The 24,895-nt window shown below is 59.2% G+C and carries 18 protein-coding genes; all 18 read left to right on the top strand.

From position 1 onward, the window contains the following. Window positions 1–50: 50 nt before the first annotated feature. The 18 genes from tssF to ACSPX5_RS23105 all read left to right on the top strand — a co-directional run bounded on the left by tssF (window position 51) and on the right by ACSPX5_RS23105 (window position 24,767). Entirely contained in the window at window positions 51–1,838 is a 1,788-nt protein-coding gene (tssF, locus tag ACSPX5_RS23190; RefSeq protein ID WP_169432489.1) for a type VI secretion system baseplate subunit TssF, read from the top strand. Next, the gene (gene tssG / locus ACSPX5_RS23185) at window positions 1,802–2,809 is read left to right on the top strand and encodes a type VI secretion system baseplate subunit TssG (RefSeq protein WP_039765146.1); all 1,008 of its coding nucleotides are present in this window, start codon (window positions 1,802–1,804) and stop codon (window positions 2,807–2,809) included. The genes tssF and tssG overlap by 37 nt, the downstream gene beginning before the upstream one ends. 11 nt (window positions 2,810–2,820) lie before the next feature. Next, window positions 2,821–5,478, top strand: a complete 2,658-nt coding sequence (gene tssH, locus ACSPX5_RS23180; RefSeq protein WP_439820330.1) for a type VI secretion system ATPase TssH — start codon at window positions 2,821–2,823, stop codon at window positions 5,476–5,478. A gap of 10 nt (window positions 5,479–5,488) precedes the next feature. Continuing rightward, on the top strand, window positions 5,489–7,009 hold the full coding sequence (locus tag ACSPX5_RS23175; protein WP_207865407.1) for a sigma-54 interaction domain-containing protein: 1,521 nt from the start codon (window positions 5,489–5,491) through the stop codon (window positions 7,007–7,009). Between the two features lie 93 nt (window positions 7,010–7,102). Then, the gene (locus ACSPX5_RS23170) at window positions 7,103–7,243 is read left to right on the top strand and encodes a hypothetical protein (protein WP_053125091.1); all 141 of its coding nucleotides are present in this window, start codon (window positions 7,103–7,105) and stop codon (window positions 7,241–7,243) included. Window positions 7,244–7,261: 18 nt separating this feature from the next. Then, window positions 7,262–8,455, top strand: coding sequence for a type VI secretion system-associated FHA domain protein TagH (gene tagH / locus ACSPX5_RS23165; RefSeq protein WP_169432486.1), 1,194 nt, complete (start codon window positions 7,262–7,264; stop codon window positions 8,453–8,455). A gap of 5 nt (window positions 8,456–8,460) precedes the next feature. Then, window positions 8,461–8,961 (top strand): type VI secretion system lipoprotein TssJ, encoded by a 501-nt coding sequence (tssJ, locus tag ACSPX5_RS23160; RefSeq protein ID WP_169432485.1) that lies wholly within the window; start codon window positions 8,461–8,463, stop codon window positions 8,959–8,961. A 2-nt stretch (window positions 8,962–8,963) separates the two neighbouring features. Then, window positions 8,964–10,295, top strand: coding sequence for a type VI secretion system baseplate subunit TssK (tssK, locus tag ACSPX5_RS23155; protein ID WP_085731357.1), 1,332 nt, complete (start codon window positions 8,964–8,966; stop codon window positions 10,293–10,295). A gap of 5 nt (window positions 10,296–10,300) precedes the next feature. Next, a complete protein-coding gene (gene icmH / locus ACSPX5_RS23150) occupies window positions 10,301–11,176 on the top strand; it encodes a type IVB secretion system protein IcmH/DotU (RefSeq protein ID WP_439820329.1) in 876 nt (291 codons plus the stop codon). Between the two features lie 13 nt (window positions 11,177–11,189). Then, complete coding sequence (tssM, locus tag ACSPX5_RS23145; RefSeq protein ID WP_323159683.1) at window positions 11,190–14,729, top strand: type VI secretion system membrane subunit TssM; 3,540 nt, start codon at window positions 11,190–11,192, stop codon at window positions 14,727–14,729. Next, window positions 14,729–15,457 (top strand): PP2C family protein-serine/threonine phosphatase, encoded by a 729-nt coding sequence (locus ACSPX5_RS23140; protein WP_039765158.1) that lies wholly within the window; start codon window positions 14,729–14,731, stop codon window positions 15,455–15,457. The genes tssM and ACSPX5_RS23140 overlap by 1 nt, the downstream gene beginning before the upstream one ends. Then, window positions 15,454–16,455 carry a serine/threonine-protein kinase gene (locus tag ACSPX5_RS23135; protein WP_439820328.1) on the top strand — a complete coding sequence of 334 codons (1,002 nt, stop codon included), beginning with the start codon at window positions 15,454–15,456 and terminating at the stop codon, window positions 16,453–16,455. Before ACSPX5_RS23140 ends, ACSPX5_RS23135 begins: the two co-directional genes overlap by 4 nt. 28 nt (window positions 16,456–16,483) lie before the next feature. Further along, entirely contained in the window at window positions 16,484–18,526 is a 2,043-nt protein-coding gene (locus ACSPX5_RS23130) for a type VI secretion system Vgr family protein (RefSeq protein ID WP_439820327.1), read from the top strand. Between the two features lie 37 nt (window positions 18,527–18,563). Beyond that, window positions 18,564–21,434 (top strand): SH3 domain-containing protein, encoded by a 2,871-nt coding sequence (locus ACSPX5_RS23125; protein WP_439820326.1) that lies wholly within the window; start codon window positions 18,564–18,566, stop codon window positions 21,432–21,434. Beyond that, complete coding sequence (locus ACSPX5_RS23120; protein ID WP_439820325.1) at window positions 21,427–22,284, top strand: tetratricopeptide repeat protein; 858 nt, start codon at window positions 21,427–21,429, stop codon at window positions 22,282–22,284. The genes ACSPX5_RS23125 and ACSPX5_RS23120 overlap by 8 nt, the downstream gene beginning before the upstream one ends. Before the next feature lie 303 nt (window positions 22,285–22,587). Beyond that, a complete protein-coding gene (locus ACSPX5_RS23115) occupies window positions 22,588–22,911 on the top strand; it encodes a hypothetical protein (RefSeq protein WP_439820324.1) in 324 nt (107 codons plus the stop codon). A gap of 9 nt (window positions 22,912–22,920) precedes the next feature. Further along, the gene (locus ACSPX5_RS23110; RefSeq protein WP_439820323.1) at window positions 22,921–23,382 is read left to right on the top strand and encodes an XAC2610-related protein; all 462 of its coding nucleotides are present in this window, start codon (window positions 22,921–22,923) and stop codon (window positions 23,380–23,382) included. Window positions 23,383–23,402: 20 nt separating this feature from the next. Then, complete coding sequence (locus ACSPX5_RS23105) at window positions 23,403–24,767, top strand: lysozyme inhibitor LprI family protein (protein WP_439820322.1); 1,365 nt, start codon at window positions 23,403–23,405, stop codon at window positions 24,765–24,767. The last annotated feature ends 128 nt before the right edge of the window (window positions 24,768–24,895 follow it).

Raw genomic sequence — 24,895 nt, 5'->3', positions numbered from 1 at the left:
TAATCCGCAGGACAGTTATTCCATGAGTTCCACTACCAGGCAGGTAACCCGTGTCCTTTAACCACTACTACCAAAGCGAACTCACCGCACTGCGCCAACTGGGCCGCCGTTTCGCCGAGCGTAGTCCGGCGTTGGCGCCGTTCCTGGGGCAGGCCGGGCGGGATCCGGATGTGGAGCGGTTGCTGGAAGGCTTTGCGTTTCTGACCGGGCGGCTGCGCCAGAAGCTCGATGACGAGTTGCCGGAGCTCAGCCATTCCCTGATGCAGCTGCTGTGGCCGAACTACATGCGTCCGCTGCCGGCATTCAGCATTCTGCAGTTCGATCCGCTCAAGCGTTCCGGGCCGGCGCTGAAGGTCGAGCGTGACACGCCGATCGAGAGCGTGCCGATCGAAGACGTGCGCTGCCGCTTCCGCACCTGCTACCCGACTGAAGTCATGGCCCTTGATCTTGCCGCGCTGAACTACTCGGTGAAGGGCGACGGCTCGTTGCTCAGCCTGCGCCTGGAGATGAGTGCCGACGGCCACCTCGGCGAGCTGGAGCTGAGCAAACTGCGCCTGCACTTTGCCGGCGAGCGCTACATCAGCCAGATGCTCTACCTGAGCCTGCTGCGCAACCTCGACGGCATCGAACTGATCCCGCTCGACGGCGCTGGCAAGCCCATCGATGGCGTGAGCGGCAAGCCGATGGCGTTCAAGATTCCGGGCGACCGGGTCAAGCCGGTGGGCTTTGCCGAAGAAGAAGCGTTGATCCCGTATCCGCTGAACACCTTCCGCGGCTATCGCTACCTGCAGGAATACTTCGCCTTCCAGGACAAGTTCCTGTTCGTCGATGTCCACGGCCTGGACATTCTCAAGGCGCTGCCGGAAGACACCCTCAAGCAGATGCGTGGCCTGGAATTGCGCTTCGACATCCGCAAGAGCGGCATCATGCGCATGCGTCCGACCCTGGATAACGTGAAGCTGTTCTGCACGCCGATCGTCAACCTGTTCAAGCACGACGCACTGCCGATCCGCCTCGACGGCAAACAGGACGAATACCTGCTGCTGCCGGCTGAATACGATCTGGAAAACTGCGGCGTGTTCTCGGTGGAGACCGTGACCGGCTGGAAGCCTGGCGGCCTCGGTTATCAGGAGTACGTGCCGTTCGAATCCTTCGAGCACGACCCGAGTTTCGACGTGCCCAACAGCCGTCCGCATTACAGCATCCGCCAGCGTTCGTCGCTGCTGCACGACGGCCTCGACACCTACCTGAGCTTCGGCATCCGCCACACCGAAGCCCATGAAACCCTGTCGATCGAGCTGGTCTGCACCAATCAGAACCTGCCGCGCAAACTCAAGCTCGGGCAGATCTGCATGGCCTGCGAAGAGACCCCGGAGTTCCTGAGTTTCCGCAACATCACCCCGGCCACTTCCAGTTTCGCGCCGCCGCTGAACCGTGACTTCCTGTGGAAGCTGATCAGCAACATGTCGCTTAACTATCTGTCGCTGGCCGACGTCAATGCACTGAAGGTGATTCTCGAAACCTACGACCTGCCGCGCTACTACGACCAGCACGCGGAGAAGGTCAGCAAACGCCTGCTCGGCGGTCTGAAACTGATCAAGCATCACCACGTGGACCGGTTGCACCGTGGTCTGCCGGTGCGCGGTCTGCGTACCGAACTGACCATCGACCCGGAAGGGTATATCGGTGAGGGCGACCTGTTCGTCTTCGCTTCGGTTCTCAACGAGTTTTTCGCACTTTACGCCAGTCTCAATTCATTCCATGAGCTGCGGGTAAAAAGCACACAGGGAGAGGTGTACCAATGGACACCACGTATGGGCCTGCAGCCCCTGCTTTAAGCGGGCTGACGAAGGTAATACGCGAGTACTCGCTGTTTCAGGCCGTGCTGCTGGTGATCGACCGGCTGCGCGATGCGCACCCGTACCTGAGCGAAGACGACCTGTACGACCAGCTGGAATTCCAGGCCAACCCGAGCCTCGGATTTCCGCGCAGCGATGTCGATCGCGTGGAGTTTTTCGAAGAGCACGGACAGATGCGCGCGCGCCTGCGGTTCAACCTGATCGGCCTGGTCGGTTCCGGTTCACCGCTGCCGGCGTTCTACGGCGAACAAGCCCTGGGCGACAGCGAAGACGGCAACCCGACGCGCAATTTCCTCGACCTGTTTCACCATCGCCTGCAACGGCTGATGCTGCCGATCTGGCGCAAGTACCGCTATCGCGCGAGCTTCCAGAGCGGCGCGGTCGACCCGTTTTCGTCGCAGCTGTTCGCCCTGATCGGCCTCGGCGGCGACGAGATCCGCAAGGCCAAGGAACTGAACTGGAAACGCCTGCTGCCGTACCTCGGCCTGCTGAGCCTGCGCGCGCACTCGGCGGCGTTGATCGAAGCGGTGCTGCGTTACTACTTCAAGCACGAAGACCTGGTCATCGAGCAGTGCATCGAGCGCCGCGTGGAAATCCTCGAAGAGCAGCGCAACCGCCTCGGCTTCGCCAACAGTGTGCTGGGTGAAGACCTGGTGCTGGGCGAACGCGTGCGCGACCGCAGCGGCAAATTCCGCATTCACATCACCGAACTCGACTGGGAGCGATTCCACGAATTCCTGCCCATCGGTTTCGGTTACCAGCCGCTCTGCGCGCTGGTGCGGTTCACCTTGCGTGACCCGCTCGATTACGACATTCGCCTGGTGCTGCGCCCGGAAGAAATCCGTGAACTGCGCATTGGCGAGAAGAACGACTGTCGCCTGGGGTGGACCAGTTGGCTGGGCTGCGAAAAAGCAGACGGCGTGGTGACCCTGGGCAGCAAAATTCATTAAGGACGTGAGCCATGATCAACGTAGACCTGCAACAACTCATCCAGGCGCTGGACGCCGAAACCCGTCGCGATCTGGAGCGTTCGGCCGAGCGCTGCGTGGCCCGTGGCGGCAGCAAGATTCTGGTCGAAGACTTGCTGCTCGGCCTGCTGGAGCGCCCGAACGGTCTGCTCTCCCGCGCACTGCAGGATGCCGACGTTGATGCCGGCGAACTGAGCGCCGCGCTGCAATCGCGGGTCGAGCACAGCGCTTCGCGTAACCCGGTATTCGCCCCGGAACTGGTGCAGTGGCTGCAAGACGCGCTGCTGGTCGCCAACCTCGAACTGGGCCAGACCTCGGTCGAAGACGCGGCGCTGATCCTCGCGCTGCTGCGCAACCCGATGCGCTACGCCGGCAGCCGTTATCAGCCGCTGCTCGCCAAACTGAACATTGATCGCCTGAAAGAATTCGCCCTGTCGCAACAGGAGCAACCAGCTGCCAACGGTAAGCCGGCCGCTCAGGGCGAATCGCTGCTGCAGCGCTTCACCCACAACCTGACGCAACAGGCCCGCGACGGCAAACTCGACCCGGTGCTGTGCCGCGATGGCGCGATCCGCCAGATGGTCGACATCCTCGCCCGTCGCCGCAAGAACAACCCGATCGTGGTCGGTGAAGCCGGTGTCGGTAAAACCGCCATCGTCGAAGGCCTGGCCTCGCGCATCGCTGCCGGTGAAGTGCCGCAAGTGCTCAAAGGCGTCGAGCTGCTGTCGCTGGACATGGGCCTGCTGCAAGCGGGCGCCAGCGTCAAAGGTGAATTCGAACGTCGTCTCAAAGGCGTGATCGACGAGGTCAAAGCCTCGCCGAAGCCGATCATCCTGTTCATCGACGAAGCCCACACCCTGATCGGCGCGGGCGGCAATGCCGGCGGTTCCGACGCGGCCAACCTGCTGAAACCGGCGCTGGCCCGCGGTGAACTGCGCACCATCGCCGCGACCACTTGGGCCGAGTACAAGAAATACTTCGAGAAAGACCCGGCGCTGGCCCGTCGTTTCCAACCGGTTCAACTGCACGAGCCGACAGTGAGCGAAGCGGTGACCATCCTGCGTGGCCTGGCGCAGGTCTACGAGAAGAGCCACGGCATCTACCTGCGTGACGACGCGGTGGTTTCCGCGGCGGAACTGTCCGCCCGTTACCTGGCCGGTCGGCAACTGCCGGACAAGGCGGTCGATGTGCTCGACACCGCGTGCGCCCGCGTTCGCATCAGCCTCGCCGCTGCCCCGGAAAGCCTGGAACGCCTGCGCGGCGAACTGGCTGAAGGTGGCCGTCAGCGTCAGGCCCTGCGTCGCGATGCCGAAGCCGGTCTGCTGATCGACCACGAAGCGCTGGAGGCACTGGAAGCGCGCCTGGACGAAGCCGAAGCCGAGATGGTCGCACTGGAAACCCTGTGGACCGAGCAGAAGCAACTGGCCGAGCGCCTGCTGGAACTGCGTCAGCAACTGGCCAAGGCCCGTGAAGCCGCCGCACTCGAGCCAACCGTCAGCGTTGAGGAAGATGCCGAAGGCACGGTGATCGAAACCGTGGTCGCTGAAGTTGAAGAAGGCCAAAGCGTCGAAGCACTGGAAGCACAACTCAACGAAACCCACAGCGCCCTGACCGCCGCTCAGGTCAAGGAGCGTCTGGTCAGCTTCGAAGTCTGCCCGCGTCTGGTGGCCGAAGTGATCAGTGCCTGGACCGGCGTGCCGCTGGCGCAACTGGCCCGCGAACACAACGCCAAGGTCGCGAGCTTCGCCACTGACCTGCGCACCCGCATCCGTGGTCAGGAACAGGCCGTGCACGCACTGGATCGCTCGATGCGCGCCACCGCTGCCGGCCTGAACAAACCTGACGCACCGGTCGGCGTGTTCCTGCTGGTGGGCCCGAGCGGCGTCGGCAAGACCGAAACCGCCCTGGCACTCGCCGACCTGCTGTACGGCGGCGACCGCTTCATCACCACGATCAACATGTCCGAATTCCAGGAGAAGCACACCGTTTCCCGCCTGATCGGTGCACCGCCAGGCTACGTCGGTTACGGCGAGGGCGGCATGCTCACTGAAGCCGTGCGCCAGAAGCCGTACTCGGTGGTGCTGCTCGATGAAGTCGAGAAGGCCGATCCGGACGTGCTCAACCTGTTCTACCAAATCTTCGACAAGGGCGTGGCCAACGACGGCGAGGGGCGCGAGATCGACTTCCGCAACACGCTGATCCTGATGACCTCGAACCTGGGCAGCGACAAGATCAGCGACCTCTGCGAAGACGGCGCGCGTCCGACTGCCGAAGTGCTGGAAGAAACCATTCGCCCGGTGCTCAGCAAACACTTCAAACCGGCGCTGCTGGCGCGGATGAAAGTGGTGCCTTACTACCCGGTCGGCGGCCCGGTGCTGCGCGAGCTGATCGAGATCAAACTCGGTCGTCTAGGCGAGCGCCTGAACCGTCGTCAGCTGGATTTCACCTGGTGCCAGAACCTCGTCGATCACCTGTCCGAGCGTTGCACGCAAAGCGAAAGCGGTGCGCGCCTGATCGACCACTTGCTCGACCAGCACGTGCTGCCGCTGGTGGCCGACCGCCTGCTCGACGCCATGGCCACCGGTGAAAGCCTCAAGCGCGTGCATGCGACGCTCGACGGCGAAGCCAGCGTGACCTGCGAGTTCGCCTGAGGTGAGTGTGATGTTCACTCAAGTGCCGCAGCCACTGCTCTATGCCGAAGCCTTGCTGGCGCAGTTCGCCAGTCTGTCGCGGGCGGCGGACGGTGCTGCGCTGCTGGGTGACTTCGTGCGCGGCGTGGCCGGGTTGAGCGGTTGCGAATTGGCTCAGCTGTATCTGCTCGATGCCACCCACACGTGCCTGGGAATGAACGCCGAGTGCCTCGACGGCTTGTTGCAGCCGCGTGGGGCGGCGAGCCTGCCGGCGGACTACAATGGCGAGCAGTTGCTGCAATTTGCCCTGTGCCAGAACCGCGTGGTGAGCTTCGACGACTTGGGCGGCAGCCTGCAAGAAACCAGTTTTCTGCCGGCATCGTCCACGCCGTGGCAGTCGCTGTTGTGCGTGCCGCTGGTCAATCCGCAGAAGGCTGTCGAGGGATTGTTGCTGTGCGCCAGCCGTCGTCACATCAATCTGCAAGGGTTTGCCGATTCTCTCGGTCAGCTCGGCTCGTTCGTGCTCGGACAGTTGCACTTGCTGCAACGTCTGCGCCAGCCGGTGGATGCGGCCGCGCCGGTCGTGCGCAGTCTGCCGAGTGCCAGCGGCTACGGCCTGATCGGCAAGAGCGCGGCCATGCGCCAGACCTACTCGTTGATCAGCAAAGTCCTGCACAGCCCGTACACCGTGCTGTTGCGTGGCGAGACCGGCACCGGCAAGGAAGTGGTCGCGCGGGCGATCCACGATTGCGGGCCCCGCCGGTCCCAGGCGTTCATCGTGCAGAACTGCGCGGCGTTCCCGGAGAACCTGCTGGAAAGTGAGCTGTTCGGCTACCGCAAAGGCGCGTTCACCGGTGCCGACCGTGACCGCGCCGGGCTGTTCGACGCGGCCAACGGCGGCACGCTGTTGCTCGACGAAATCGGCGACATGCCGCTGTCGCTGCAAGCCAAGTTGCTGCGCGTGTTGCAGGAAGGCGAGATCCGTCCGCTGGGTTCCAACGACACCCACAAGATCGACGTGCGCATCATCGCCGCGACGCACCGCGATCTGTCGGTGCTGGTCAGCGAAGGAAAATTCCGCGAGGACCTGTACTACCGCCTCGCGCAATTTCCGATCGAATTGCCGGCCCTGCGCCAGCGCGAAGGCGACATCCTCGACCTGGCCAAACACTTCGCCGACAAGGCCTGCACCTTCCTGCAACGTGATCCGGTGCGCTGGTCGGACGCAGCGCTGGAACACCTGTCCGGTTACACCTTCCCCGGCAACGTGCGTGAACTCAAAGGCCTGGTCGAGCGGGCGGTGCTGTTGTGCGAGGGCGGCGAGTTGCTGGCCGAGCATTTCTCACTTCGCCTGGAACCGATGCCGGAAGACAACTGCGGCCTCAATTTGCGCGAACGACTGGAGCAGGTCGAACGCCATCTACTGCTCGATTGCCTGCGCAAGAACGATGGCAACCAGACGCTCGCCGCCCGGGAACTGGGCCTGCCACGCCGCACGCTGCTGTACCGGCTCGGCCGCTTGAACATCAATCTGGGTGATTTCGATGGGTAGGCGAAAGTCCGTCGGATTCACCTCGTCCGCTTATATCAGCGCCGCCCGAAAGGGTCGGCGCTTTGTGCTTTGTCTACACCTGGAGACCCTCTGATGTCTGTTCGTCACTGGCACGCTGTCCTGCTGACCCTCGTCGTTCTATGCGGCCTCGGCGGCTGCAGCGGCAATTACAAATTCAACGATAACGATTACCGCCCATTGGGTGATCCGCAGGCGGCCAATCGCGGCAAGTGACCGCAAGGAGCATCAAACATGGAATTGGTTTTCGAAATGCTGAACACCAAGCAGTTCGTGCCCACCGAGCTGTGCCAGCGGACCTTCAAACAGGCCGGTGGCGTGATCGGACGGGGTGAGGACTGCGACTGGATCATCCCTGACCGCAAGCGTCACTTGTCCAATCACCACGCGATCGTCAGCTATCGCGAGGGCACGTTTTTCCTGACCGACACCAGCAGCAACGGTGTTCAGGACGGCGACAGCGGCGCGCGCCTGCACAAGGGCGAGCCGGTGCGCATCGAGCACGGCAGCACCTACGTGCTGGGCGACTTCGAGATTCGCGCACGACTGGTGCGCGACCCGGCGACGTTCGACGGTGAAGTCGGCCTGCCACGCGCCGCCGGCAGCATCATTCCGGACGATGCGTTCCTCGATCTCGATCCGCTGAAGTCGCTGGAGCAGCAAGAGCGCGTGTACTCGGAATTCGAGGAAATGCTCGCACCGGTGACCGACCCTGAAGACTCCCGTCAGCGCGCCGACTATGCGCGCATCGACATGGAAAGCCTGATGGTGCCGGAGCTGATCGTCGAGCCCAAACCTGAGCCCGCGCCTGCACCGAAAGCCGTCGAGCGTCAGAGCGAAACCTTCTGGGATAAATTCGGCGCAGCCCTCGGCGTGGACGTGAAGCACCTCGGCCACGACGAACGTGAAGCCCTCGCGCTGAATGCGGCACGTCTGCTGCGCCAGAGCATCGGTGGTCTGCAACAGAGCCTGCGCACCCGCTCGGAGCTGAAGAACGAGCTGCGTCTGGCCCAGACCACCGTGCAAGGCACCAACAAGAACCCGCTGAAATTTGCCGTCGATCCGAGCGAAGCGCTGGACATCCTGTTGCAGCCGCACAAGCCGGGACACTTGCCGGCCGAGCAGGCGATCTCCCGTGCATTCCGCGACTTGCAGGCGCATCAGGTGGCGCTGTTGACCGCCAGCCGCGCGGCGGTGCGCGGCACCCTGGAGCACTTCTCGCCGGAACAGCTGACCCTGCGATTCGAGCGCGACAACAAGCCACTGCTCGCCACCTCCGGCGGGCGCTGGAGAGCGTTCAACCGTTACCACCAGGCGTTGCGTCAGGACGATGACTGGAGCGAGCGCCTGCTGGCCCGCGATTTCGCCCAGGCCTACGAAGAACAGATCCGCCTGATTTCCACCCTCCACACCGACCACCAAGGATGATGCGCATGTCTCGCCGCTCGACCGCTTTTTTCAAGACGCTGACGGCGCTCACCGTACTGGTGCTGCTCGCCGGTTGTTCGTCGATGTCGCCGTATTCGAAAGTGACCAAGGTCAACCTGAAGATCACCGGCAGCGATCAGTTGAACCCGGACCTCAACGGACGTCCGTCGCCGATCGTGGTGCGCCTGTTTGAACTCAAGCACCCGGTGACCTTCGAGAACGCCGATTTCTTCAGTCTGTACGAACGCGCCAAGGAATCCCTCAACCCGGATCTGGTGGCCAGCGAAGAACTCGAACTGCGCCCGGGTGAAACCGTGGAAATGAAGCTCAGCGTGGAGGAGGGCAGCCGTTACGTCGGCATCCTCGCCGCGTACCGCGACCTGCCGGAAACCAAATGGCGCTACACATTCCAGGTCACGCCGCTTGAGGTCACCGAAGCCGATCTGACCCTCGATCGGACCGGCATCCGCAACACCCACGAAGCGCTCGCCAAGGCAGATGACTGATCATGAATACCCATAAAGTCATCTGGCAGGAAGGCATGCTGCTGCGTCCGCAGCACTTCCAGCACAACGACCGCTACTACGATCACCAGATGAAGACCCGTACCCAGTTGCTGGGCGGCTACACCTGGGGTTTCCTGAACCTTCAGATCGACTTGCAGTTTCTCAACATGGGCAAGCTGGTGATCAGTGAAGCCTCGGGGATCCTGCCGGACGGCAGCCTGTTCGAACTCGGTGGCAACACCGAACCGCTGGCGCTGGACGTGCCGCCGAACACCGGCAACATGCCGATCTATCTGGCGCTGCCACTGGTCACTGGTAACCACATCGAGGCCCGTCGCCCGGAGCAGTCGGACGTTCTTGCGCGTTACACCGCGTATGACGCCGAAGTCGCTGACTCCAACGCGGGAGACGATTCCGCCAGTCAGGTCAGTTGCGGTCGTCCGGACTTCAAGCTGTTGCTCGGCGAGCAGCAGAGCGACCAGGCCTACGTGAAGCTGAAGATCTGCGACGTGCTCGACACCACGCCCGACGGCGTGATCAGCCTCGACCCGGATTTCGTGCCGACCTACATTCAGGCCCACGCGTCCAGCTATCTGCTGTCGTGCCTGAAGGAAGTGATCAGCATGCTCGGTCACCGGGGCGACACCATTGCCGAGCGGATTCGTTCGAACGGCAAGGTCGGCGGCGCGGAGATCGGCGACTTCATGATGCTGCAACTGATCAACCGCACCGAACTGTTACTGCGTCACTACCTGGGCCTGGAGCAGGTTCACCCCGAAGAGTTGTACCGCACGCTGCTGACCATGCTCGGCGATCTGGCGACCTTCTCCAGCGACAGCAAACGCCCGCGTCTGGACAGCCGTTACTCCCACGCCGACCAGGGCGCGAGCTTCCGCAAACTGATGGAGTCGATCCGTCAGGTGCTGTCGATGGTGCTGGAACAGCACGCCATCGAGCTGATCCTGCAAGCGCGTCAGTACGGGATCATCGTGTCGCCGCTGCACGACCACAAACTGCTGGGCTCGGCGTCGTTCGTGCTGGCGGCCAGTGCCAACTGCGACTCCGAAGAACTGCGCAATCGCTTGCCTGCGCACCTCAAGGTCGGCCCGGTGGAGCGTATCCGCCAACTGGTCAACCTGCACCTGCCGGGGATCAAGGTCAAACCGTTGCCGGTGGCCCCGCGGCAGATCGCGTTCCACTCCAACAAAACCTATTTCATCCTCGAACTCAGTTCCGAAGACCTGGCACAACTCGAGCGCTCCGGCGGCTTCGCGTTCCACGTGTCCGGCGAATTCGCCGAGCTTGAACTGAAATTCTGGGCCATCAGGAACTGACCGACATGATCAAGGACATGGAACACAACCAGGACGACAAAACCGTCCTGCTCGACCGTCAGGGCCATGACCCGGCGGCGAGTCCGCTGACCGACTTCGCCGCGCCGCCGCGCTTCGAACAACTGGAAGAACGGATGATCTACGCCGCGCGCCTGCGCCCGGCGGAAGCCTTCAACATCAGCCTCAATTCGCTGGTGGCGGCCTCGTCCGAACTGCTGTCGGAAGTGGTGCGCCTCAAGCACAGCGAAACCCGCGAAGACCTCTACGCGCTCAACGAGCGCCTGACCGCCGGGCTCAAGCTGTTTGAAGTGCGCGCCCTGCACAACGGCGCCGAAAGCAGCCAGGTGATGGCCGCCCGATACGTGCTCTGCACCGTGGTCGACGAAGCCGTCGTGACCACGCCGTGGGGCAACGAGAGCGAGTGGTCGCAAATGAGCCTGCTCAGCAGCTTCCACAACGAAACCTTCGGTGGCGAGAAGTTCTTCCAGCTGCTCGATCGGCTGTCGAAAAACCCGGTCAAGCACCTGCCGATGCTGGAGCTGATGTACCTGTGCCTGTCCCTCGGTTTCGAGGGCAAGTACCGCGTGCAGGCGCGCGGCATGCTGGAGCTCGAAGGCATCCGCGACGCCCTGTACCGGCAGATCCGTCAGTTGCGCGGCGACGTGCCGCGTGAATTGTCGCCGCAGTGGGAAGGCCTCAACGATCAGCGCCGCAACCTGGTGCGCATCGTGCCGGCGTGGATGGTGGTGCTGTTCACCTTCGTCTGCCTGGTGATGATGTATTCGGGCTTCGCCTGGGTCTTGGGCGAGCAGCGCGACACCGTTCTGCAACCTTATCAGCCGCTTGATCCGGCCGCGGCCCAGCCGCAGTCGCAGCCGTAAACAGGGACGTGTGATGAAAAAGTTTTTCAAGAAAGTCGGCGCCTTCCTGCGCCAGACCTGGGTCTGGACCCTGCTGCTGGTGCTGTTCGTGGCGCTGCTGGTGTGGTTCGTCGGCCCGTTGTTGGCGGTAGATGACTACAAGTTCTGGGAGAGCGCGACGTCGCGTCTGCTGACCATCAGCGTGCTGTTCCTGATCTGGGGCCTGACCATGGTCTTCGTCAGCTGGCGCGCCGGTATCCGCAAGAAAGCCGTCGAAGAAACCGAAGACGGGCAGGACCGTATCCGCCGCGAAGAGTTGATCGACGAAGAGCAGAAAGAGTTGAAGGAGCGTTTCAAGGACGCCCTGAAAACCCTCAAGACTTCGAGCCTGTATCGCGGCCGCAGCGAGCGCTGGCGCAATGACTTGCCGTGGTACTTGCTGATCGGCCCGCAGGCCAGCGGCAAGACCAGCCTGCTGGACTTCTCCGGGCTGGAATTTCCGATCAACAAGATCGACCGCAAGCTGACCCGTGATACCCACGGCACCCGCCACTGCGACTGGTACTTCGCCGACCACGGTGTGCTGATCGACACCGCCGGCCGCTACCTGACCCAGCCGGATGCGGAAGTCGACGGCAGCGCCTGGACCACCTTGCTGGAGCTGCTGCGCAAGCGTCGTCGTGGTCGTCCGTTGAACGGCGTGCTGGTGACCATTCCGGTGGAAACCCTGACCAGTGGCAGCGAACAGGACATCGAAACCCTGGCCCGTCAGGTGCGTGCGCGTCTGCAAGACGTCTATCAGAAGCTGCACGTCGATGTGCCGGTGTATCTGGTGCTGAGCAAGGCTGACAAGCTGCTGGGCTTCGACGAGTTCTTCGACCAACTGACCCGCGAAGAAAGCGATCAGGTGCTGGGCACCAGTTTCCGCAAGGATCAGGTCGGCACCGACGTGGCGGTGCTGCGCAACGAGTTCGAAGAGCTGCTGCGTCGCCTCAACAGCCAGGTGATCATGCGCATGCACTCCGAGCGCGATACCCAGCGCCGGGGCCGCATCCTCGACTTCCCGCATCAGATGGGCCAGATCGGCGAGCGTCTGTGCCTGCTCGTCGACATGGCATTCACCGGCAACCGCTACCAGCGTGCGACGCAACTGCGTGGTTTCTACCTGACCAGCGCACCGCACCTGACCCACGAAATGGATTCGACCACCGCCGGCATCGGCGCGAGTCTGGGCATGAGCGCCGGCGTGTTGCCGACGCTGCGCAGCGGTCGTTCGCGTTTCATCCACCACTTGCTCAGCCGGGTGATTTTCCCCGAGGCCGATCTGGCCGGTCTGGACAAGCGCGAGCGCAGCCGCATCCACTGGGGCCAGCGTGCGCTGTACGTCGGCGCACTGGGCGCGCTGGTCCTGTTCGGCATGCTCTGGGCCGGTGGTTTTTCGGCCAACTACGAGCGTCTGGAAGACCTGCGCAACCTGGCGCAGAACTGGACCCAGCAACGCACGGCACTGTCGCCGCGCGATGACGCCATGGGCGCACTGAAAACCCTCGACTCCAGCTACGCCGCCACCCAGGTGTTCCCGAACAAGAGCGACGTGTCTTACCACGAGCGTGTCGGTCTGTATCAAGGCCAGGACGTCAGTCCGGTGGTCAAGGAAGCCTACGAACGCGAGCTTGAAAAGCAACTGCTGCCGCGTGTCGCAACGATGCTCGAAGGCCAGATCCGCGCCAACATGAAGGACCGCGAAAAGCTGATCAACAGCCTGCGCGCGTACCTGATGTTGAACATGAAGGATCGTCGCGACGCGGCATGGCTCAAGGACTGGATCGCGGCTGACTGGTCGCAGCGCTACACCGGCAACACCGCGGTGCAGAACGGTCTGAACGCGCACCTTGAGCGTCTGCTCAAGCAGCCGTTCATCTACCCGCTCAACGAGCAACTGGTGACTCAGGCGCGTCAGGTCCTGCGCAGCGAATCTTTGGCCGCCGTGGTTTATCGCATGCTCCGCGAGCAGGCTCGCAACCTGCCGGACTACCGCTTCAGCCAGCACCTCGGCCCGCAGGGCTCGCTGTTCATCGGCACCGAATACGTGATCCCGGGCTTCTACACCCAGACCGGCTATCAGCAGTATTTCTCGGTACAAGGCGCGTCGCTGGTGACCGACATCCTGCGTGACAACTGGGTGCTGGGCGAAGGCGCCGGCATCAGCGACATGGACTTGCGTCGCCTGATGGTCGAGCTGGAGCAACTGTACTTCCGTGACTACGCCAACTACTGGAGCGAGGCCGTTGGCCAGGTGGCGCTGCCGCCGATCAGCGATGCCGGTGAAGGCGCCGAACAACTGGCGGGCCTGACCTCGGCCAACTCGCCGGTGCTGGCTCTGCTGACCGAAGTGCGTGAAAACACTCGTTTCCAGGCAGCCCCTGAGCCGGTGGACGAAGCCGGTGACGCCGCCGATGCGCTGGCGGGGCAGAAGGGCAAACTGGGCAAGGTCGGCAAACTGGCCTCCGCTGTCGCGGACAAGGCTTCGGCCATGAACGTGGCGAAAAACCTGCCGGACACCGCCAAGAAGGCTCTGCAACGTCGCTTCGAGCCGTTGCACAAGCTGCTCGATGACAACAACGGCCCGGCCGCTGACCTGACCCCGGCCTTCACCGCGCTCAACGACCTGCAACTGCAACTGGCGGGCCTCGCCCGTTCCAGTACGCCGGAGCAAGCCGCGTTCGAACTGGCCAAGACCCGCATGAGCGGTCAGCGTGATGCGCTGACCAACCTGCGCAATGCGTCCGGTCGTCTGCCGCGTCCGCTGAGCGTGTGGTTCAACGTGCTGGCCGAAGACTCGTGGCGCCTGGTGCTCAACGATGCCTATCAATACCTGAACGGCCGTTATCAGAGCGAGCTGTACAGCGTGTATGGCAAGACTATCAGCCAGCGTTACCCGTTCAGCGCATCGAGCACCAGCGATGTGGCGATCAGCGATTTCCGCGAGTTCTTCCGGGCTCAAGGCACCATCGACCGCTTCTTCGACAGCTACATGCGTCCGTTCGTCAGCGGTGATCCGGGCAACTACCGGATGCGCAGCATCGACGGTCGCAGCCTGCCGGTGTCCAAGGTCTTCCTCGACCAGATGGCGGCGGCCCTGAACATCCGTCAGAGCTTCTTCTCGATCAATCCGGCCGAGCCAACCGTGCAGTTCAAGCTGGAGCCGTACACCCTCGATCCGGCGGTCAGCCGTTCCGAGTTCAAGTTCGGCGACAAGACCATGGAATACCGCCACGGTCCGATCCTGCCCATGAACTTCAAGTGGCCGACCGATGCTGAAGACGGTCGCACCAGCTTGGTCATGGACAAGATGGCCGGACGCCCGATCGGCATCGAGAAGAACTCCGGCCCGTGGTCGCTGTTCCGTCTGTTCGACCTGATGCAGACCGAGTACCTGACCGGTCGTGATGTGCTGGTGCTGAAGGCCGACGTAGGTGGCCTGCGCGCCAACTACCTGCTGACCAGCCAGCGCACGCCGAACCCGTTCGACATGGGCGTGATGCGCACCTTCCGTATGCCGGTGCAGCTCTGATGCTGGTGGCCAGTCCCTGGCGCAGCGCGGCGCGAACCGACCCGGGCAAGGTGCGGTCGCGCAACGAAGATGCCTTCCTCGACACCCCGCAGCATGGGCTGTGGGTGGTCGCGGACGGCATGGGCGGTCATCAGGGTGGCGACATCGCCAGCCAGTTGATCGTCGCCAGCCTGGCTGAACTGCCGCAGCACGAAGACTTCGACGAGCGCCTCAAAGCCATCCGCCAGTGCCTGCACTGGCTGAACCGGCGCCTGGGGCAGGAGTTGACCGTCACCGCCGGGCGCCACGACAGCATCATGGGCAGCACCGTCGTGGCGCTGCTGGTGGAAGGCAATCGCGCGGCCTGCATCTGGGCCGGCGACAGTCGTTGTTATATGTGGCGTGGGCAGCGGTTGTATCAGCTGTCGAAGGACCATTCGCTGCAACAACAACTGATCGACGAGCAACAGATGAGCGTCGAGCAAGCAGCGGCGCACCCGGCAGCCCAGGCGTTGACCCGGGCGGTCGGTGCGGCGGAACAACTGACCCTGGATGTGCTGGAACTCGAGGTCTATCCGGGCGATGTGTTCCTGCTGTGCAGCGATGGTTTGTATCAAGGCCTGAGCAGCGATGCCCTCGGCAATGCTCTCAGCCTGGCGGCGCCACACGTGGCGCTGGAACGTCTGTTCGACGGCGCCCTGCGGGGTGCCGCTCGGGACAACCTGACGGCCGTGGTGATCCGCCAATGACTGAAATCGAATCCTCAGTCGACGACTTGCTGATGAGCGAAGAGCAGGTCAACAACCTGACTTACTTCGCCTTCGCCAGCGAAAACAAGGCAGAGCCTTTGCTGGCGCCAACCAAGGCCAGCATCGGCGCACTGCCGGACGTACTCGCCGGCCGCTATCACCTCGAGCGTCTGCTCGGGGCCGGTGGCATGGGGGCGGTTTACCGGGCCCGGGATCTGCTGCACGAACAGTTCGGCGATCCCGATCCCTACATTGCGCTGAAAATCCTCAGCGAAGAATTTGCCGAGTCGCCGGACGCCAGTGCCTTGCTCTACAGCGAGTTCGCCCTGACCCGACGCCTGCGCCACGACAACGTGCTGCGACCGCATACGTTCGAAGTGGACACCGATTGCCAGCGGGCCTTCATCACCATGGAACTCATGCGTGGCCTGACCCTGGATAAACTGCTCTGCGAGCGGCCACTGGGCCTGCCGTGGAAAGAACTGCGCGACATCGTGCTGCCGCTGCTCGACGCGTTGGCCTACGCCCATCGTCGCGGCGTGCTGCACGGTGACATGAAACCGAGCAACGTCATGCTCAGCGAAGACGGCGTGCGTCTGTTCGACTTCGGTCTCGGGCAAGCCGAGGAGGGCATCCTGCCCGGCCTGCCGCACCTGAGCCGCGAGCGCTTCAACGCCTGGACCCCGGGCTACGCCGCCCCCGAACTGCTCGAGGGCCAACCGCTGTCGGCCAGCGCGGACGTGTACGGCGTGGCCTGCGTGATCTATGAACTGGCGGGCGGTAAACACCCGTTCCGCCGCTTGCCGTCGACCCAGGCCCGTGACGAACACCTGGAGCGCGAGCTGCAAGCACCGTCGAATCTACCGAAACACTGCTGGCCCGCGCTGCGTACCGCGCTGGCCTTTGACGCGGCAGAGCGCAACATTTCTGCCGACCAATTGCGTGACGCCTTGGGCGCCACTTCGTCCTGGCTGCAGCGTTTGCGACTGCGGGCGTAACGGATGACATTCGAACAGGGAGCACTTTATGTTCAACCCAGCTAACGAAACGCACTTCAGCCTCACCGTTGAAGACTACGTAGGCGACCTGCAAGTCCTGTCGTTCACCGGCACCGAAGGCATCAGCCAGCCATTTCGTTTCGACCTGGAACTGGTCAGTGAAAACCCCGATCTGGACCTGGAAAAACTCCTGCACAAACAGGCGTTCCTCGCCCTCGATCCGCAAGGCTCGGGCATCCACGGCCAGATCTACCGCGTCGCCCAGGGCGATGCCGGCAAGCGCCTGACCCGCTACAAGGTTTCGCTGGTGCCGCAGTTGCAATACCTGCATCACCGCACCAACCAGCGCATCTACCAGCAGATGTCGGCGCCGAAAATCATCGCACTGATCCTCGACGAGCACGGCATCAAGGGCAACGCCTACAGCTTCCAGCTGAGCCAGCCATGCCCGGATCGCGACTACTGCGTGCAGTACGACGAAACCGACCTGCATTTCGTCCAGCGTCTGTGCGAAGAGGAAGGCATTCACTACCACTTTCAGCACAGCAAGAAAGGCCACCTGCTGGTGTTCGGCGATGACCAGACCGTGTTCCCGAACCTCGGCCAACCGACCGCGTATGTGCAGGGCAGCGGCATGGTCGCCGAAGAACCGGTGATCAAAGGCTTCAAGCTGCGCCTGGAAACCCGCACCAGCCGCACCACCCGGCGCGACTACGACTTCGAAAAGCCGCGCCTGCAAATGGAGGCCGCCTACAAACCTGATGGCGAGAGCACCGAACCGGATCTGGAAGACTACGACTACCCCGGCCGCTTCATCGACCGCGCGCGCGGCAAGTTCCTCAGCCAGCGCGCCCTCGAACGCCACCGCGCCGACTACCGCCAGGCCGAAGGTCGCGGCGATCAGACCAAACTGGTCAGCGGCCACTTCATGGAAATGTCCGACCACCCGCGCAGCGAGTGGAACGACCTTTGGCTGCTCACCGAAATCTTCCACGAAGGCAAACAACCGCAAGTCCTCGAAGAGTCGGTCACCAGCGACACCACCGACAACAAGGATGACTTCCACCAGGGCTACCGCAACACCTTCCTCGCCACCCCGTGGGACGTGTTCTACCGCCCGGCCCTCGAACACCCGAAACCCCGCGTGCTCGGCAGCCAGACCGCGATGGTCACCGGCCCCAAAGGCGAAGAAATCCACTGCGACCAGTACGGCCGCATCAAAGTGCAATTCCACTGGGACCGCGAAGGCCTGGCCGACGACAAAACCAGCTGCTGGCTGCGCGTCTCCAGCTCCTGGGCCGGCGACCGCTACGGTGCCATCTCCATCCCGCGCATCGGCATGGAAGTCCTCGTCACCTTCCTCGAAGGCGACCCCGACCAGCCACTAGTCACCGGCTGCCTGTACCACAAGGAAAACCCGGTGCCGTACGCCCTCCCGGCGAACAAAACCCGCAGCGTCTTCAAAACCCTCAGCTCCCCGGGCGGCGGTGGCTACAACGAACTGCGCATCGAAGACAAAAAAGGCGCCGAACAAATCTTCATCCACGCCCAGCGTGATTGGGATGAAAACGTTGAGCACGACCAGAAGATTCGGGTCGGGAATGAACGCCACGATACGGTGGTGAAGAACACCTACACCGAGCTAAAGGCCGAAGAACATCGCACCACCATCAGCGACCGCAAGATCGAAGCGCGGATGGACGACCACCTGACCATTGGTGAGAGCCAGCATGTGAAGCTCGGGACTGCGCAACTGACCAGTGTCGGGAAAGAGATTCACATCAAGGCTGGGGACAAGATTGTCATTGAGGCGGGGACTGAGCTGACGATTCTCGGCGGGGGTAGTTTCATCAAGCTCGATGGCGGTGGTGTGACGGTGGTTGGGCCGGTGGTGAAGATTAATGCTGGCGGATCGGCTGGCTCGGGGACCGGGATCGGGATCAAACCGCCGGTGCTGCCGGGGGCGGCGGATAAGGATAAGGCGGGGAGTTTGATGGATCAGGCGTTGTTGAATGCGGTGCCCCAGAAAGCCGACCCTCGACCAATGCGAATGATCAGGTTCTCTGGTTGACCGCCAACGGATCAAAAAGGATTAGGTAAAAGTACAAATGACAGAGCCAGTGAAAGTTAAAAAGTGGTCTTACCCGATAAAGATAGATGGTGCGGGTGGCACAGATCCACAGCGGTATTACGCTGCCTTGGCGAAGGCGCAGGATGGTTATTACCCACTTGGCAGCAATGGCTTGTGGCATGGCGGCGTGCATTTTGATGAGGCTTCCGGATTAGTCTCTGCACAGAGCGAGGTACGCTGTATCGCTGATGGGCAAGTAGTTGCCTATCGTATCGATGACACCTATCCGGCCACGGTATATACGGATCGCACTGCTTTTGCTTCGACAGGCTTCGTGCTGGTAAAGCATCTCTTGGAGGTGCCCGCTCCTCCTACACCTTCAGCCGACTCGGGCGCCGCTCAGGCTGCGGGCCCGATATTGACGTTTTATAGTCTCTATATGCATCTGTTGGACATGGAAGGCTACAGAACGAAAACACCCATGTTGGAACGGCCTTCGTACTGGGTTAATGGTGGCTATCAGGTAAAAGCGAGTGTGAGTGATCCCGTCGAGGGTTTGAACGTACGCGCCGATCTCCCAGGGACAGCGGGCTACACCAATATTCTGACTACATTGCCCCGTGGCACCACAGTCACAACGGGAGTCGCGAGTACAGATGGAAAATGGCTAAAAGTTGTCAGTGTGGCGCCAGAGGCTGACCAATCCGCAGCTATAGGCGGGTGGGTATTCAAAGCCCAAATGAACAGTAAAGGCGTAAATGAGTACCTGATTGGCGAGCTAGCGAAAAATATTCCTGCTAATCAAGCCAAGGGTTTGAGAGTGCGTAGGACCGGTTCGACTACCGGTGAGGTTATGTCGATACTGCCCGCTGGCACTCAAATTGAGATTAGCCAAGAGGGAGCAGTTGGAAACTATCGGAAACTCGTAAAGGTCGTGGGTGGAGCACCGATCCCCGCACTTGCCGCTGATGAGAACGGAAATGTTGGCGGTTATGTTTGGTTTCCTTCACTTGAGACCAAGACCGAACCCAAAGATCTGGGAAAGGTTGTTCTGCTCGATAATCCAGTAGCTATTAAGGCTGGAGCGTTGGTGGGTTTTGCCGGCCATTATCAGGAACACGATGAGGGAGCGGCTCGTAACTTGGTCCATGTAGAGGTTTTTACATGCGAAGATATTGAGAACTTTGTTTCTCTTAGTCGAGATAAATCCGCTGCCTTGCCTGCGGATCAAAAAAGCCTTTTAAAAATTTATAAAGGTACGAAGTTAATTACCCATCGCCCAGATATCAACGCGACTAACCCACCACAAGTGAGCGATGCCGGTGTAGTAATTGGATATGATTTGATTATTCCACTTGGCGTGCTAGAGGCGTTGCCGGCTACAAAAAAAATCAAGCAGTCGGTAACAACTCCTGGGGTGGGTTCAAGTCCTGCTTCGTCAAACACTACTCGTTGGTGGCATCTTGAGGGGGTTCTGGGCGATGCGCATGGGAATCCGATTAATGGATGGCTCGGCGAGAAAGATCTGATTACCACCCGCCACAATCCATGGGACTGGGAGGGATTCCAATTCATCGAAGAAAACGGTAGTAACGCTGAACATCTATCCTCATTTCTACATGACCGTGATCTTCTTACCGAAGAAGAGAAGGCTACTTTTGTCCCGATGGCCAGTAAGTCGACTAAAGGGCCGGTAAAGGAAGGTTTGTACGACATTATTGATACAGACAAGAATGATAAGCTGACAACTACGGAAATACAGGTGGCACTTGCAAAACCTTGGTTTGCGCAATCCATATCGCAGCTTGTTACTAAGTATGAAAGTGAGTGGTTCTATGATGCGGCCAAATGGGATGCATTGGATGGATTAATGGGGCATTCAGAAGATGTACCTAATTTAAATTGGGTCGCGCAAAAGAAACGAATCAAGGAGATGTCGTGGTGGAAAGAAGTGGCTACGAAGGAGGCATTGAGCCCAGACGGTAAAGTTTGGCATATGCATCCCGTTGGGGTGGTAGGAAACTTTAACAACAAAAAACAGTGTAACTGTAACGTTGTTGTCAAGGTTACCCGCTGGGGCTCTCATTACGGACCTGTAGTGTGGGGAGAGGTAAAACTAGGGGATGTACCTCAGTGGGCTGATTTTGAAGCAGCTGGTAAAGTTACGGCTTTTGAAAAGAAAGTTATTGCCGTTATGTGTGAAAATGAGGGGAAGATCAATACAGTTCAGTCTTATGATAGTGAACTAATTTCTGCAGGTGCGATGCAGAAAACTGTGAACCCTCAGGGTGCAGGTGAATTTCCAATTCAAGTGAAATCCTTTAAAGAACAGTATCCTGATGAATTTGCTGAGCTTTTTGAGAATCAAGGATGGTATCTGGATTTGAGCTCTGATAAACCGAAGATGTATTACAAGGATCCTGAATTTGCCAATGGCGAAAAGCTTGAGCGTGCTGAATTAAAAAGCAAATTGAGAGTCGGATGCGGAGAGTCAACATTTGGAAATGTTATTCAATGTAAGCCCGTCTCTGCATTGGCTTGTGCAGTGGGGTCTCCTTCCTTTGTAGGACTTCAAATTTCAGATTTTATAAAGCGTTTGAAAGAGCTTCAGTCAAAAAAACCAAACTCTTACGACTTTACAGTTGGCCAATTGTTTTTATCGACTCTCGGACAGGCTACGGTTCTGGATGAACACGTTAACCGCCCTGGTAACGTAGCGGAGAATCTTAAGAACGCTTTAGATAGATTTTTCTTAGAAAACCCCACTGTCAGTAAGAATGTAAGTACATGGGGGAGTAATCACGCTAATTATGAGCGGAAAATCACTGATATTTACGGCCCGGGTCGTACCGGGATGACAACTCCTAATGTTAGATATACGAAGCTAAAGGCGGCGGTAAATGTTTAATAGATATTCTCTCTTGATTTTATTTTCGGCTTCGCTTGCTGGGGTAAGCTATGCTGATGCACAGCCGTTAAAAATTATCGGCTATAATGAAAGTGCTTTAATTTTTGATAAGTATAATGAGGATTTTGGAGGGTGGGGTGATGTTCAATATCGAAGCGAGAAATATGGATTTAGTTTGTATTCGTTACCGAAAAAGTTAGAAGGTTCCGAGGAGGGGGTTGTAGCAAGTTCAGATATAAACCGTTTGTCAGCTGATAAGAAGTATGTGGTAGTTCAGCGAACTAATGCAGCGGAAATGGTTGATGGGGACGGAAATGAAATTGTCTCTTCGCAGGCATATTGCGATATGGTTTCGTTGGAAACTGGGTGTGTAGAAAATATTGGCGCCGTACAACAGTGCGATGGTCAGTGGGTAGGTAATAAATGGAAGAGTTCTCAGGGAGAGTTTTTTGAGTTTTCAAAAGGGGGTGTTCCTCCGAGAAAACTAATTTCTGAAACGATTGGCTTGACTGAAAAAGACTCGCGGGCGAATACGCTTAAGGACTCTTTTTTTATGGGGGCTCCCTCTTATTTTGCGTGCTATCCTCCTGGAAAAAACATATCTGAGTATAATGATATTGCATTCTATCTTGCTCAGGGTGGTGAGCATCTTTTAGCGATGCAGATTTATAATTACTTGTTACCGATTGCTGAAGATAGGATTCCATTGAAGTTGAATGCTGCCGACTCCCTTTGGGCTCTAGGTAGGCATGAAGATGCTAGGAGTTATTATGCCAAGTATCGTGATGCAATGATAAAAAAAGGTTTGGTAAATAAGATTCCTGAGAGAGTTTTTGGGCGTTTGAATTAGTTGTTGTGCCATTATTTGTTTGGGCATTTTAAGGGTGATGTGATTCGTCTGCGTTTTAGTGGTGCGAAAGGAGGCGGATTGAATTGTTTTGCTCTATGTTAGTAAGTGAGGCAGGCTCTTAAATAAAGCTGCCCACTTTTTTATAGCAATACTACATTGGCTGCTTGAGAAATAGTACGTGGTTAACGAGTTCCAATAAATATGAAAAGGTCATATTTTTGTTTTTTGGCGTTATTTCCTTTTGCCGCCCACAGTGCAGTCACCAGCGAATCACTCTGCTTCGAACTATCCGAAACGAGTCCGGTGAAGTTCGAATTCCATACCTTTTACGACTCATCCAGCAAATGGTCTGGCGGCTACGTCAAGTACGCCAAGTCCAGCGAGCCAATTTCCATTGTGTTGACGGATACCCAGAACGAAATGCTCGGCGCCGATGCCCCTTGGCAGAGCACCAGAAGCTGGTCTGAAGTCATCAGCGGCAAGGTCTCAGGGACCTACGAGCTCGTGACTCAAGGAATGCAGATCGTCTCGATGACGTACACGAATAAGTCCAACGGCAAGGTTTACTATTTTGGAAATAACACCAGCGTCGATTCCTCTTTGGAGTCCGGATGCGAGTGGGAGTAGGGCGAACACATGAGATCAAAAACTCTGGCAGCATCACTGCTCGGCCTGCTGTGGACGATGCCGGTGTTAGCCGAAACCACTACCTTCAGCCCAATCAAAGACGTCGAAGCGACGCTGGTTCTCGAAGGCTCCACGCTGAACGTCGCGGTTAAAGGCGAAACGCATAACGAGTCGCGGACAATCGATTTCCAAGCCGTAAACGAACTCCATGTGCAGGTCGATGATTTCAATTTTGACGGAGTAAAGGATTTCGCGATCTGGCAACTCGATGATGGCATGGGCACTTACCACTATTACCGGGTGTTCATTTACCAAGCCAAAACCGGCACCTTCCAAGAGTTGCAGCCAGACTGCGGCGATGGTTTCGTTAATTTGCGCGTCGACAAAAAGCGTAAAGCGTTGCTCAGCACCTACTGGGAAATGAACATACCCAAGCAATGCGTCACCCGGTTCGCCAAACGCAAAGCCTGAATGACTCAAGGAAGAACACAGTGAAACGTTTTGTTTTTACCCTGCTGGCCGTGCTGCTGCCTGTTTCAGCGGTGTACGCGCAGGATGACTGCAGCCAAGTCACCTCAAGCCTGGAAATGGTGCCCTGCTCGGAGGCGGCGAAGAAGGCTGCCGATACGCAGTTAAACCTCAGCTACAAGCAATTAATGGCGCGGCTTGAATCTGATTATCGAGCGGATCCGGCATTGGGCGCGGAGTACGCCGCGAAGGTTAAAGAGTCGCAACGTGCGTGGCTGAAATTGCGCGATGCGAACTGCCCTTTGGAAGCATTCGAGATCGAGACGGGGATGCCGGCGCATGTGTTCGCGGTCAACTCGTGCATCGCCAGAATGAGTCGCGAGCGCTCGGCGTACCTGGACAAGATCGTCCCTGTTCTTGCATCCGACAAGAGCACTTCGACGGCGCCGGCCAACGGCGCTTGTCCTTCGGAGGAATTCCCTGCTTTCCTGACAGCGTTTTCCGCCAGCAGTGAATCACAGCGCCGTCTCACTGCGATGACGGTCAAGTCGCTTGTGTTGAAGCCGGTTGCAGGCAAGGACCGTAGTACCTTTGAGCCTTCGACCTCGGGCGTCAGCGGAGCTTCCTTCACCTACCCTCTGATGGCCGCCATCACACCCGGCAAGACACCTGGAGTCGAGATTGAAGAGGTCGATGACAGTCACATCAACGTGGTCGATAAGCGGGCGGGCAACAGCAATGTAAAAATCTTCAATTTCTCTCGTCAGGCGTGCTGGGTGCTGGAGGGGATTGAGGATTGGTCGGTGAGTGAGAAGGATCTTGTCGCAACTCGTAACCCCGGAATGAGCCGCGCTGAGAATTTCTGCGAACAGCGTGCTGAAGCTTTAGGAGGGTTAGGTTTTCTTGAGCAGTACCCTCTGACTGTGGAATTGATTGAGGCGTCCCTGGAAAATTATGTCTGCGCAGCAGAGTCGGGTGATCCAGAGGCGAGCGAGTCAGCGGCAAGACTGAGCCTTTCGCAGATGGCGTCCCAGCTGGAAACCAGCAAGGTTGAAGCATTGTTCAAAGCCGCTTCAAAGACGCCGAGTGGTGCATTGGGTTATGCCTCGTTTTTTTGTATGGGGAACTCCACCGATTACGATGGTCCTTGCCTCCACCCCAAGCAGGCAGAAGAGCAGGTCATTCGAGCAATCAACATGGGCTCCATAGAGGGGATGAGTTATCTGGCTTCTACCTTTGAGGGTGGCGAGTTGGGAACAAAGGATATGTCCCGAGCGTTAGCCTGTTATCAAATGGCGGCTGACAAAGGTCATCGGTTGAGCATCGACAACGTGGCGCGATTGAAGTCGCAAGGTCCAGAGCCGATCAAGGCGAGCCACTGCATTTGAATTTCGGGGTCATGCTTGATGCGCTTCCGCACTTGTTGGGCGTGAGCCCGTCACGGTAAACGTTTAGCGCTTGTGCATCTGACAACCCCCATTTTCCTTTAAACTCCCCGCCCTCAAGGAACGCGCTC

It is taken from the genome of Pseudomonas sp. HLG18 (genome assembly GCF_051903985.1).
Lineage (GTDB): Bacteria > Pseudomonadota > Gammaproteobacteria > Pseudomonadales > Pseudomonadaceae > Aquipseudomonas > Aquipseudomonas fluorescens_BT.
Note: the sequence above shows the minus strand (reverse complement) of the source record. Positions and strands in the feature narration are given on the sequence as shown.

Coding starts and splice junctions, on each gene's coding strand:
- tssG (WP_039765146.1), top strand. CDS start 1,802: ATGGACACCACGTATGGGCCTGCAGCCCCTGCTTTAAGCGGGCTGACG.
- tssH (WP_439820330.1), top strand. CDS start 2,821: ATGATCAACGTAGACCTGCAACAACTCATCCAGGCGCTGGACGCCGAA.
- ACSPX5_RS23175 (WP_207865407.1), top strand. CDS start 5,489: ATGTTCACTCAAGTGCCGCAGCCACTGCTCTATGCCGAAGCCTTGCTG.
- ACSPX5_RS23170 (WP_053125091.1), top strand. CDS start 7,103: ATGTCTGTTCGTCACTGGCACGCTGTCCTGCTGACCCTCGTCGTTCTA.
- tagH (WP_169432486.1), top strand. CDS start 7,262: ATGGAATTGGTTTTCGAAATGCTGAACACCAAGCAGTTCGTGCCCACC.
- tssJ (WP_169432485.1), top strand. CDS start 8,461: ATGTCTCGCCGCTCGACCGCTTTTTTCAAGACGCTGACGGCGCTCACC.
- tssK (WP_085731357.1), top strand. CDS start 8,964: ATGAATACCCATAAAGTCATCTGGCAGGAAGGCATGCTGCTGCGTCCG.
- icmH (WP_439820329.1), top strand. CDS start 10,301: ATGATCAAGGACATGGAACACAACCAGGACGACAAAACCGTCCTGCTC.
- tssM (WP_323159683.1), top strand. CDS start 11,190: ATGAAAAAGTTTTTCAAGAAAGTCGGCGCCTTCCTGCGCCAGACCTGG.
- ACSPX5_RS23140 (WP_039765158.1), top strand. CDS start 14,729: ATGCTGGTGGCCAGTCCCTGGCGCAGCGCGGCGCGAACCGACCCGGGC.
- ACSPX5_RS23135 (WP_439820328.1), top strand. CDS start 15,454: ATGACTGAAATCGAATCCTCAGTCGACGACTTGCTGATGAGCGAAGAG.
- ACSPX5_RS23130 (WP_439820327.1), top strand. CDS start 16,484: ATGTTCAACCCAGCTAACGAAACGCACTTCAGCCTCACCGTTGAAGAC.
- ACSPX5_RS23125 (WP_439820326.1), top strand. CDS start 18,564: ATGACAGAGCCAGTGAAAGTTAAAAAGTGGTCTTACCCGATAAAGATA.
- ACSPX5_RS23120 (WP_439820325.1), top strand. CDS start 21,427: ATGTTTAATAGATATTCTCTCTTGATTTTATTTTCGGCTTCGCTTGCT.
- ACSPX5_RS23110 (WP_439820323.1), top strand. CDS start 22,921: ATGAGATCAAAAACTCTGGCAGCATCACTGCTCGGCCTGCTGTGGACG.